Raw genomic sequence first — 10,489 nt, forward strand, 5'->3', positions numbered from 1 at the left:
GTCGCACCCGCCGACCCCGCCGTGCCCGCGCGCCGGCCGGGCGGCGCCCGCCGGGCGCGCCGGGCCACCCCGTACCTGCTGATCGCGCCGATGGTCGGCACCCTGCTGCTGGTGCTGGGCTACCCGCTGGTCGACATGGTCCTGCTCTCCTTCAAGGACATGACCCGAAAGCAGCTGTTCGCCGGCACCGCGCCGCCCTGGGTCGGGCTGGACCAGTACCGGACGGTCCTGTCGGACGGCTTCTTCTGGGAGGTGGTCGCGCGCACGGTGGCCTTCGCCGTCGTCTGCGCCGGGCTCACCATGCTGTGCGGGCTGGCGTTCGCGCTGCTGCTGCGCGCGGTCTCGGCCTGGGTGCGGGTGGTGCTGGTCGGGGTCCTGGTCGCGGTGTGGGCGATGCCGTTCATGGTCGCCGCCTCGGTGTTCCGCTGGCTCTCCGACGCGGACTACGGCGTGGTCAACTGGCTGCTCGGCCGGGTCACCGGGGCGGACTTCCGCGGGCACAACTGGTTCAGCGACCCCTGGCAGGGCTTCGCCGTCATCGTCGCCGTCGTGGTGTGGGGGGCGATCCCGTTCGCGGCCATCACGCTGCACGCGGCGCTCACCCAGGTGCCCGCCGAACTGGAGGAGGCCGCCCGGGTCGACGGCGCGCGCGGCGTCGCCCTCTTCCGCCACGTCACCTTCCCGATGATCAGGCCGCTGTTCACGGTGGTCGCGGCACTGTCGGCGATCTGGGACTTCGGGGCGTTCAGCCAGATCTGGCTGATGCGCGGCGGCCAGCCGGAGCGGGACTACTACCTGCTCGGCGTCTACTCCTTCATCGAGTCCTTCGCGGTCAACCGCTACAGCGTGGGCGCGGCGATCGCCCTGGTCACCGTCGTCCTGCTGCTCGGCGGATCCGCGGTCTACCTGCGCCAGGTGCTGCGGACGGGAGAGGTCGAATGACGAGCCGGGACCGCAGACGGCGGCGCAACCGCCGGATCGCCGACGCCGTCGGGCTGCTCGCCGCCGCCGTGATGGCCTTCCCGGTGTACTGGATGGTGCTGACCGCGTTCCGGCCCGCCAGCCAGATCCTCCACCTGCCGCCGCAGTTCTGGCCCAGCTCGGTCACCCTGGACAACTTCCGCCGGGCGGTGAGCTCGGACGGCTTCTGGTCCAACGTCCGCTCCAGCGTAGTGATCGGCGTGGGGACGGTGCTGATCTCCCTGGTCATCGGCACGCTCGCGGCCTTCGCGGTCGCCCGGTTCGCCTTCGCCGGCCGCCGGGCCCTGGTGCTGGCGCTGCTGTGCGTCCAGACCATCCCGCTGATCGCCCTGGTCATCCCCGTCTACCTGCTGCTCAACGACCTCGCCCTGACCGACACCCTGACCGGCGTGATCCTCACCTACCTCGCCTTCGCCCTCCCCTTCACGGTCTGGATGCTGCGCGGCTTCATCGTCGCCATCCCCCCGGAACTGGAGGAGGCCGCCATGGTCGACGGCTGCGGCCGGCTGGGTGCCTTCCGCCGGGTCACCCTGCCGCTGCTCGCCCCCGGCCTGGTGGCCACCTCGATCTTCGCCCTGGTGCAGGCCTGGAACGAGTACGTGCTGGCGTACGTCCTGCTGTCCAGCAACTCCAAGCGGACGCTGCCGATCTGGCTGGTCTCCTTCCAGACCAGCTTCGGCACGGACTACGGCGGCCTGATGGCCGGGGCGACCCTCACCGCGCTGCCGGTGGTGGTCGCCTTCCTGCTCGTCCAGCGCCGGATCGCGGCGGGGCTGGCCACCGGCGCCATCCGGGGCTGACGGCCCGGCGGCCCGTCAGCCCCAGTGCCCGGCCGACCGGGCAGCGGGCCTCAGCCCGGGAGCCCGACCGAGAGGGCGTGCCGGAACACGTCGCGCGGGTCCCAGCGGGCCTTGACCCGCTGGAGGCGCGGGTAGTCGTCCTTGTAGTAGAGGGTGTGCCAGGGGACGCCGGAGGTGTTCCAGGCCGGATCGGCGAGGTCGACGTCCGGGTAGTTGATGTACGAGCCGTCGCTCACCTCGCCCGGCACGGGCACGCCGCCGGTGTCGGCGTAGACGTCCCGGTAGAGCTCGCGCACCCAGGAGAGGTTGGCCGCGTCGTCCCCCGGGTCGGCCCAGACGCTGTGGTAGACCGCCTTCATCACGACGTCGCGCTGGGCCACCGCGGTGGCGCCGGGCTCCACGGCGCGGACCTGCCCGCCGTAGCCGACCACCAGCAGGCCGCACTCGGGGTTGCCGCCGGCGTTGGTCAAGTGGCGGTAGACGGTCGCCAGTTGGTCTTCGGTGAAGGAGCGTCGGAGGTAGCCGGCCTTGCCCTTGTAGCGGCGGGTGATGATGTCGCCGGCCTCGCCGTTGCCCGGCCAGGTCATCGGGTAGAGCCAGGGGACGGTCGCGCTGCCGCCGCCCGCGTCGAGGCCGGTGCCGGCGTTCACCCGGTCGACGAAGTCCCGCACCAGCGCGGCCGCGCCGGGGAGGTCGGCGTCGATCTGGACCACCATCGAGAAGCCGGTCGCCGACCAGTGGTTGAGCCGCAGGACGGCGTACAGACCGGCGCCGGGCGAGCCGGGGTCGCTGTTGCGCTCGTGCCACTCGCAGAAGTTGCGCAGCAGGGTGGTGAGCGCCCGCTCGGTCGTCCTCGCCCGGTCCCAGGGCCACTCCACCAGCCGCTCCAGCATGTGGGCGGGCGACGGCGGCAGCAGCCGGCCCGGATCCGGTGCGGCCGACCGGGCCTCGGCGTCGGCCTGCGGCGAGCGCAGCCAGTACCGGGTCACCACGCCGAAGTTCCCGCCGCCACCGCCGGTGTGCGCCCACCACAACTCCCGTGCGGGGTCGTCCGGTTCACGGGTGGCGACGACCGCGCGGGCGGTGCCGTCGCGGTCGACCACCACCACCTCGACCCCGTACAGGTGGTCCACCACCGAGCCGTAGCGCCGCGACAGCGGGCCGTACCCGCCGCCGACCAGGTGGCCGCCGGCGCCCACCTCGGGGCAGCCGCCGGCCGGCAGGGTGACGCCCCAGCCCTTGAACAGCGTCCGGTACACCCGGCCGAGGGTGGCACCCGGCTGGACCTCGAAGGCGCGCCGCACCGGGTCGTAGCCCACCGCGTCCAACGGCGAGAGGTCCAGCAGCAGCCGGATCGCCGGGTCGGCGGTGAGGCCCTCGAAGCAGTGGCCGCCGCTGCGCACGCCGATCCGCCGCCCGGAGCGGACCGCGGCCTGGACCGCCCGGACCACCTGCTCGGTGCTGCCGGCCACCAGGATCTCCTCCGGGCAGCCGACGAAGCGCTGGTTGTCGCCCAGCAGCAGGGCGTCGTAGCGCGGATCGCCGGGGCGCACGGCGGCCGGGCCGAACGGCGCCGGGTCGCCCGGCCCGCCCGCCGGGGCGGGGTCCGCCACTGCGGGGGCGGCGGACCCGGCCAGTCCGGCGGCCAGGCCCCCCGCGGCGGCGAGCAGGGTGCGGCGGCCCGGGCGGGCGGCTGGTCGGTCGGGACGACTCATCATCAGCTCCCGGATGGTGGAGGGTGGTCGTCCCCGTAGCATGCCCGCGCCGGCGGGGGCCTGCCCAGGGGGCGGGCGGACGTGTCGCCGACCCGCCAGACACGGCGACCCGCCGACGCACCGCACGGCGCGATGCCGACCCGCGGTGCGTCGGCCGGCCGTCAGGCGCCGCGCAGGTCGAGGACGAGCTCGCGCGGCAGGCCGTGGGTGTCGTGGAGGTAGTGCAGGTCGTCCTCGCTCAGCGGGCCGCGGAACCGGGGGCGGGAGAGCACCCGGCGGCCGCGCTCCAGCAGCAGGTCGAACCGTCGCTCCTCGTCGATCAGCACCCGGCGGACCACCTCCGGGGGCAGTTCCTGGCGGAAATGGTCGAGGGTGTGCCGCAGCAACTCCTCCGGCAGGTCGCCGAGTCCGCGCCCCGGGTCGTCCCGGCGCAGCACGGTGAGCACCCGGCGGAGCAGTCGCCGCAGCACGTAGCCGCGGCCGGTGTTGGACGGGCGGACGCCGTCGCCGATCACCACCACGGCCGAGCGCAGATGGTCGCCGACCAGGCGCAGCGAGGGCTCGTCCAGCGGCCACAGCGGCGGGAGCAGACGGCGCCAGGGGTCGAACACGTCGCACTCGAAGACCGAGGAACGGCCCTGCAGCAGCGAGGAGAGCCGCTCCAGGCCGAGCCCGGTGTCCACGTTGCGCTGGGGGAGCGGGACGAGCGAGCCGTCGTCGAGCCGCCGGTGGCGCATCATCACGTGGTTCCACACCTCGACCCAGCGGTCGTCCCCGGTGGGGGTCGACTCCGGCGGGGTGTCGCCGGTCCACAGGAAGATCTCCGAGTCGGGGCCGCAGGGGCCGGTCGGCCCGTTGGACCACCAGTTGTCCTCGACGGTGAGCTCGACCGGGACGCCGAGGCCCTCCCACAGCTCCAGCGAGCCGGTGTCCGGGCCGACCTGCTCGTCCCCGCCGAAGACGGTGACGTGCAGCCGGCCCGGATCGACGCCGAAGCCGTCGGTGAGCAGGCGGTAGCCCCAGTCGAGGCTCTGCGGGCCCTCGTAGTCGCCCAGCGACCAGCTGCCGAGCATCTCGAAGACGGTGAGGTGGGTGAGGTCGCCGACCTCGTCCAGGTCGGTGGTGCGCAGGCAGCGCTGCACGTTCACCAGTCGGCGGCCGAGCGGGTGCGGGCGGCCCTCCAGGTAGGGGGTGAGGGGGTGCATGCCGGAGGTGGTGAACAGCACCGGATCGCCCGGCGGGGGGATCAGGGTCGAGCCGGTGATCCGGTGGTGGCCGTGTTCCTGGTAGTACTCCAGGAACGTGCGGACGAGCTGGTCGGTGTTCATGGCGGTGGCTCCTTCGCGGGGAGGGAGGCGCCGGAGAACGGACCGCGCGAGCACCGGGACCGAGGCGGGAACGCCTCGAAGCCACCACCGGCGGACCGTTTCCGGTCGCCGGGGGGAGGGGGTACGTCAGGCGGCGGCGGCCGGCGAGCTGGTCGCTCGCGCGGCTGCGGTGAGGCTTCGATCCATGACGTCCATGCCGCCGAGGGTAACGCGCCGCCCGCCCGGAGCGCGAACGGTTTACGGGTGTCCCGCGCCGACGGGGCCAACGGAGCCGACGGAGGTGACGGGGCCGACGGAGCCGACCGGGCCCGCCGCCCGGCGCGGCGCGGAGCCGAGCTCGCCCGCCCGGCGGAGCAGGGCGAGGGCCTGCTCGCTGGGGGAGCCGGCCGGCGCGGTGTGGACGACGAGCGCCTGCTCCGGGGCGGCGGCGATCGACAGCAGCTGCTGGGTCACCAGCAGCTCGCCCACCACCGGGTGGTGCAGCCGGTGCGCGTCGGTGTCGCACGGCGCGACCCGGTGGTCGGCCCACAGGGCGACGAACTCCGGGCTGTTCATGGTCAGTTCGCCGATCAGCTCGGCGAGCAGCCGGTCCTCCGGATGCCGGCCGACGGCGGCGCGCAGGTTCCCGACCACGGTCCGGGCCTTGCGCGGCCAGTCCGCGTACAGCTCCCGGGTGTGGGCGTCCAGGAACAGCATCCGGTTGAGGTTCGGACGCCGCGCCGGGTCGTCCGGGCTGTCCCGGTCCAGGTGTCCGGCCAGCAGGGCGTGGCCGAGGGCGTTCCAGGCCAGCACGTCGGTACGGCGGCCGAGCACCACCGTCGGGACGCCGTCGAGGGCGCGCAGCAGGTCGCGGGTGCCGTCCGTCAGCCGCTCCGGCCGGGGGCGGCGCACCCGGGGCGCGTGCCGGGCCGCGTCGGCGAGCCGGTCGAGGTGCGCCCGCTCGTGGTCGCCGAGCAGCAGGGCCCGGGCGATCGCGTCCAGCACCTCGGCCGACGCCCCCCGGGACAGCCCCTGTTCCAGCCGGGTGTAGTACGAGACGCTGACGCCCGCCAGCTGCGCCACCTCCTCCCGCCGCAGCCCGGCCACCCGCCTGCGCGGTCCGAGCTCGCGCAGGCCGACGTCGGCGGGCCGCAGCCGCGTCCGGCGGGCCCGGAGGAAGTCACCGAGGGGTCCTGGTCCGTTCATCCCCCCAGTATTCGGCGGGCGGCCCAGCCCCAGCCACACCCTGCGAGGGGTAGGAAAGGGCGGGTCTGGCCCCCGCCGGCCGGAACGCCGAGGCTCGGTTCGAGTCGGCCGCCCGCCCCGGGGCGGCCCAGGACCGGAGGACGGACCCGTGCACCACCACCCGGAACAACGCCATCCAGAACAGCGCCACCCGGAACAGCTCATCCTCGGCGACGTCACCGTCACCCGGGTCAAGGAGTTCTACGGCCCGGTCGGGCTGACCCCCGGGGAGTTCTTCCCGGACAGCCCCGACGGCGCGTGGCAGCACCACCGGGACTGGCTGGCCCCCGACTTCTGGGACCCGGCGACCGACCAGTGCCGCTCGGCCGTCCAGACCTGGCTGCTGCGCAGCGGGGGCCGCACCATCCTGGTCGACACCGGGGTGGGCAACCACAAGGAGCGGCCGCACGCTCCGGTGTGGCACCGGCTGGAGACGGACTTCCTGGCCGGCCTGGCCGCCGCCGGAGTGCGGCCCGAGGACGTCGACCTGGTGGTCAACACCCATCTGCACGTCGACCACGTGGGCTGGAACACCCGCCTCGACGGCGGGAGTTGGGTCCCGACGTTCCCCAACGCCCGCTATCTGATGCCGCGCCGCGACTTCGAGTTCTGGGACCCGGCCAACGGCCACCGCAGTGTGCTCGGCGAGGGGAACGGGAACGTCTTCGAGGACAGCGTCGCGCCGGTCCACCGGGCCGGACTGGTGGACCTGTGGGACGGCGGCCACCGGATCGACCGCGACCTGCGGCTGGACCTGGCGCCCGGGCACACCCCCGGAACGTCCGTACTCACCCTGGACTCCGGCGGCGAACGGGCCCTGTTCGTCGGGGACATCCTGCACACCGCCCTCCAGATCGCCGAACCGGACGTCAACTCCCGCTTCTGCGAGGACCCGGAGCGGTCCCGCGCCACCCGGCGCCGGCTGCTCGGCGAGGCCGCCGACCGGCACGCGCTGCTCTTCCCGGCGCACTTCGGCGGCAGCGGCGCGGTCCGGGTCGAGCGCCGGGGAGCGGGCTTCGCGGTCAAGGACTGGGCGGGCCTCCCGCGCATCGCCTGACCCCATTCGACCACCAGAGAGGAACCAAGTCCCATGTCCCGACCGTCAGACCCGCGACCGTCAGACCCGCTCGTCACGACCCCGGCCGGAGCCGTCCGCGGCGCCCGTGTCCCAGCCGGCGAGCGCTACCGCGCCGTCCCCTACGCGGCGGCCCCCACCGGCGCCGGCCGCTTCGCCCCGCCCGCACCGCACCCCGGCTGGTCCGGCGTCCGCGACGCCACCCGGCCCTCACCCACCGCCCCGCAGCCGCCCCGCGTCTTCGACGGGCTCGACGTGAGCCCCTACTTCGGGCCGGGCTGGGTGCCCGGCGCGGAGTACCTCACCGTCGACGTCCACACGCCCGCCGCCGACGGCGGACGCCGCCCGGTGATGGTCTTCGTGCACGGCGGCGGCTTCATCACCGGCTCCAACCGGGCCGCCCTGTACGACGGTTCGGCCTTCGCCCGGGACGGCGTCGTCCTGGTGACGGTCAACTACCGCCTCGGCATCCCCGGCTTCCTCGACCTGCCGGGCGCCCCGCCCAACCGGGGCGTGCTGGACGTGCTCGCCGCGCTGCGCTGGGTGCGCGACACGATCGCGGCCTTCGGCGGCGACCCCGGCAATGTCACCGTCTTCGGGGAGTCCGCGGGCGCCACCCTCACCTGCGCGCTGCTGGCGCTGCCGGAGGCCCGGGGACTGTTCCGGCGGGCGATCGTCCAGAGCGGCAGCGGCACCGGCGCGTTCACCCCGGAGCAGGCCGGGCGGGTCACCGCCGCCGCGGCCGCCCTCCTGGGGGTGGAACCGTCCGCCGAGGCCTTCGCCGCCGTCCCGGACGAGCGGCTGGTGGCCGTCCTGCCCGCCCTCGTCGGCCTGGACCTGCGCACCGACACCGCCGTGGACCCGCTGGCCGGACTCAGCCCGCTCGGCCCGGTGCTGCCCGTCCAGCCCGCCGACGCGCTGGCGGCCGGCCCGGCCCGGGACGTCGACCTGCTGATCGGCACCAACGCGGAGGAGGCCAACCTCTACCTGGTGCCGGAGGGAGCCTTGGAGTCCACCACCGACGCCGAACTGGAGGCCGCCGCCGCCCGCCTGCTGGCGGACCCCGACACCGTCCTCACCGCCCTCCGCACGGCCCGGCCGCACGCCACCCCGGGCGAACTGCGCTCCGCCGTGCTCGCCCATGCCCTGTTCGAGGCCGGCACGGAGCGCATCGCCCGGGCCCACGCCGCGATCACGGGCGGCGGCCGCACCCACCGCTACACCTTCGGCCACCGCTCCACGGCCCTGGACGGCCGGCTCGGTGCCGCCCACACCATCGAGCTGCCCTTCGTCTTCGACCTGGCCGACGAGCCCTGGCTGCACGGCCCCGAAGGCCTGCTCGGGCCCGACCCCGCCCCGGCCGGGTTGGCCGCCCGGGTGCACGGCGCCTGGACCGCCTTCGCCCGCACCGGCGACCCGGGCTGGCCGCCCTACGACCCCGACCACCCGGCGGCGGAGGCCCTCGGCGGCTGACCGCCGCTGCTGGTTCAGTCCTACCCTGGAGGGCATGGACGCGCTCGGGATGCCCTCCGCCGACCCGGTGGCCGATACGGCCGGGCTGGCGGTGCTGGTGCGGCGGCTGGCCGGGCGCGGGGTGGTGGTGCTCAGCGGGGCGGGGCTGTCCACGGAGTCGGGGATTCCGGACTACCGCGGCGAGACCGGCAGCCGGCGGCGCGCGGCGCCGATGACGTACCAGGAGTTCACCGGGAGTGCGGCGGCCCGGCAGCGGTACTGGGCCCGCAGTCACGTCGGCTGGCACTCGATCGCGGGGGCCGAGCCGAACGCCGGGCACCGGGCGGTGGAGCAGCTGCGCCGGTCCGGGCACGTCGCGGCGGTGATCACCCAGAACGTGGACGGCCTGCACCGCGCGGCCGGCACCCGCACCGCCGTGGAGCTGCACGGCGGGCTGCACCGGGTGGTGTGCCTGGCCTGCCGCCGGACCAGCCCGCGGATGGAGCTGGACCGGCGGCTGGAGGAGCTGAACGGCGGCTTCCGGGACGGCCCGGCGCCGGTCAACCCGGACGGCGACGCCGAGTTGACCCAACCGCTGGTGGACGGCTTCCGGGTCGCGGACTGTGCCGCCTGCGGGGGAGTGCTCAAGCCGGACGTGGTGTTCTTCGGCGAGAGCGTGCCCAGGCCGAGGGTCCAGCGCTGCTTCGAACTCGTCGACGCGGCCCAGGCGTTGGTGGTGCTGGGCTCCTCGCTGACGGTGATGTCGGGGCTGCGCTTCGTGCGCCGGGCCGCCCGCGCGGGCACCCCGGTGGTGATCGTCAACCAGGGCGCGACCCGCGGGGACGAGCTGGCCGAGGCCCGGATCGGCCTGCCGCTGGGGGCGGTGCTCACCGAGGCGGCCCGGCGGGTCAGGGCCGGCGCCGGCCCGGCGAACCTCAGGGCCTGACGGCGAGGGTGTGCAGAGCGGCCGTGAGGGCGGCGGTGAAACGGTCCCGGGTGGCCTCGTCGACCAGGTCGAGGGAGAGGTACGGGTTGAGGTCCTCCAGCTCGACCAGGAGGAGGTCGCCCTCGGGGGTGCGGCAGGCGTCGACCCGCTGGATGCCGTGCTCGACGGTGTTCCAGGCGATGAAGCGCCGGGCGAACTCCAGGTCGACGGCGCTGGGTTCGTACGCTTCGAGGTGCCAGCGCCGCTCGGGGTCGGGGGCGTGCAGGGCGTACTGGAAGGCGTCGTCCACGAAGTAGAACGAGACCTCGTAGCGGAACGGGATCAGCGGCTGGACCAGCACGTCCTCCTGGAACGGGACGGTGTCGAGCTGCTCGCGGGGGAGGATCCGCAGGCCGATGGAGTCGGCGCCGAGCTTGGGCTTGACGACGTACTCGGGCACCACGGGCAGCCGGTCGAGGTCGGCGGCCCGGTCGACGGTGGGGATGACGGGGTACCCGGCGGCGGTGAGGTCGAGCAGGTACTGCTTGCCCGCCATGTCGGCGCGACCGGTCAGCTGGGTGTAGACCCGGGTGCCGCGCTCCAGCGCCTTCCGGCGGAAGTCCTCGTACGCGCCCGGGTGGTTGAGCACCGGGCCGCTGTTGCGGACGAGCACCACGTCGAAGGAGTCCATCAGCCGGGCGGCGTCCAGCGGGTGGCAGAGGGCGAGGTCGAAGTCCTCGCGCAGCCGGGTGGAGAGCCGGATGTCCTCGTCGCAGTAGCGGCGGCCCCGGGCCTGGTAGCCGAGGTCGGTGACGAGGAGCACGCGGGGCTTGGCGGTGGTCATGGCTCTCCTGAAGATCATCTGATCCGTTCAGCCTAACGCGCCGGGCCCCGAGCGGTCGCTGCTACGGCGGGGCGCCCGGCCCCGGCCCCGGCCCCGGCCCCGGCCCCGGCCCCGGCCCCGGGGCGCGCGGGGGGGGGCGGGCGGG

General features: G+C 74.9%; 9 protein-coding genes. 5 read left to right on the top strand and 4 right to left on the bottom strand.

Annotated features, from left to right (window positions below; translation table 11 throughout):
* The first annotated feature begins 21 nt into the window (after positions 1 to 21).
* Together ABTZ03_RS27575 and ABTZ03_RS27580 are read left to right on the top strand one after the other, a co-directional pair.
* The gene (locus tag ABTZ03_RS27575; protein WP_350515780.1) at positions 22 to 942 is read left to right on the top strand and encodes a carbohydrate ABC transporter permease; all 921 of its coding nucleotides are present in this window, start codon (positions 22 to 24) and stop codon (positions 940 to 942) included.
* Entirely contained in the window at positions 939 to 1,781 is an 843-nt protein-coding gene (locus ABTZ03_RS27580; protein ID WP_350515781.1) for a carbohydrate ABC transporter permease, read from the top strand. Before ABTZ03_RS27575 ends, ABTZ03_RS27580 begins: the two co-directional genes overlap by 4 nt.
* Positions 1,782 to 1,831: 50 nt before the next feature.
* Here ABTZ03_RS27580 and ABTZ03_RS27585 read toward each other — a convergent pair whose 3' ends face one another.
* The 3 genes from ABTZ03_RS27585 to ABTZ03_RS27595 all read right to left on the bottom strand — a co-directional run bounded on the left by ABTZ03_RS27585 (position 1,832) and on the right by ABTZ03_RS27595 (position 6,009).
* On the bottom strand, positions 1,832 to 3,496 hold the full coding sequence (locus ABTZ03_RS27585) for an FAD-binding oxidoreductase (RefSeq protein WP_350515782.1): 1,665 nt from the start codon (positions 3,494 to 3,496) through the stop codon (positions 1,832 to 1,834).
* Positions 3,497 to 3,657: 161 nt separating this feature from the next.
* Positions 3,658 to 4,824, bottom strand: coding sequence for an alanine--tRNA ligase-related protein (locus tag ABTZ03_RS27590; RefSeq protein WP_350515783.1), 1,167 nt, complete (start codon positions 4,822 to 4,824; stop codon positions 3,658 to 3,660).
* 237 nt (positions 4,825 to 5,061) lie between these two features.
* Positions 5,062 to 6,009 (bottom strand): helix-turn-helix domain-containing protein, encoded by a 948-nt coding sequence (locus ABTZ03_RS27595; protein WP_350515784.1) that lies wholly within the window; start codon positions 6,007 to 6,009, stop codon positions 5,062 to 5,064.
* 148 nt (positions 6,010 to 6,157) lie between these two features.
* On the opposite strand from ABTZ03_RS27595, the gene ABTZ03_RS27600 reads away from it, so the two are divergent.
* The 3 genes from ABTZ03_RS27600 to ABTZ03_RS27610 are packed head-to-tail and all read left to right on the top strand — an operon-like array spanning position 6,158 to position 9,521.
* Positions 6,158 to 7,105 carry an MBL fold metallo-hydrolase gene (locus ABTZ03_RS27600; RefSeq protein WP_350515785.1) on the top strand — a complete coding sequence of 316 codons (948 nt, stop codon included), beginning with the start codon at positions 6,158 to 6,160 and terminating at the stop codon, positions 7,103 to 7,105.
* A 33-nt stretch (positions 7,106 to 7,138) separates the two neighbouring features.
* Positions 7,139 to 8,596, top strand: coding sequence for a carboxylesterase/lipase family protein (locus tag ABTZ03_RS27605; protein WP_350515786.1), 1,458 nt, complete (start codon positions 7,139 to 7,141; stop codon positions 8,594 to 8,596).
* Positions 8,597 to 8,630: 34 nt separating this feature from the next.
* Complete coding sequence (locus ABTZ03_RS27610; RefSeq protein WP_350515787.1) at positions 8,631 to 9,521, top strand: NAD-dependent protein deacetylase; 891 nt, start codon at positions 8,631 to 8,633, stop codon at positions 9,519 to 9,521.
* Here ABTZ03_RS27610 and ABTZ03_RS27615 read toward each other — a convergent pair.
* On the bottom strand, positions 9,511 to 10,344 hold the full coding sequence (locus ABTZ03_RS27615; protein WP_350515788.1) for an ATP-grasp domain-containing protein: 834 nt from the start codon (positions 10,342 to 10,344) through the stop codon (positions 9,511 to 9,513). The two genes, ABTZ03_RS27610 and ABTZ03_RS27615, sit on opposite strands and share 11 nt — an antisense overlap.
* Positions 10,345 to 10,489 lie beyond the last annotated feature (145 nt).

Source organism: Kitasatospora sp. NPDC096077 (assembly GCF_040303245.1).
Lineage (GTDB): Bacteria > Actinomycetota > Actinomycetes > Streptomycetales > Streptomycetaceae > Kitasatospora.

Bases quoted from the DNA above. Each gene is read 5' to 3' on its own strand.
- ABTZ03_RS27580 (WP_350515781.1), top strand. From the start codon at position 939: ATGACGAGCCGGGACCGCAGACGGCGGCGCAACCGCCGGATCGCCGAC.
- ABTZ03_RS27585 (WP_350515782.1), bottom strand. From the start codon at position 3,496: ATGAGTCGTCCCGACCGACCAGCCGCCCGCCCGGGCCGCCGCACCCTG.
- ABTZ03_RS27590 (WP_350515783.1), bottom strand. From the start codon at position 4,824: ATGAACACCGACCAGCTCGTCCGCACGTTCCTGGAGTACTACCAGGAA.
- ABTZ03_RS27595 (WP_350515784.1), bottom strand. From the start codon at position 6,009: ATGAACGGACCAGGACCCCTCGGTGACTTCCTCCGGGCCCGCCGGACG.
- ABTZ03_RS27605 (WP_350515786.1), top strand. From the start codon at position 7,139: ATGTCCCGACCGTCAGACCCGCGACCGTCAGACCCGCTCGTCACGACC.
- ABTZ03_RS27610 (WP_350515787.1), top strand. From the start codon at position 8,631: ATGGACGCGCTCGGGATGCCCTCCGCCGACCCGGTGGCCGATACGGCC.
- ABTZ03_RS27615 (WP_350515788.1), bottom strand. From the start codon at position 10,344: ATGACCACCGCCAAGCCCCGCGTGCTCCTCGTCACCGACCTCGGCTAC.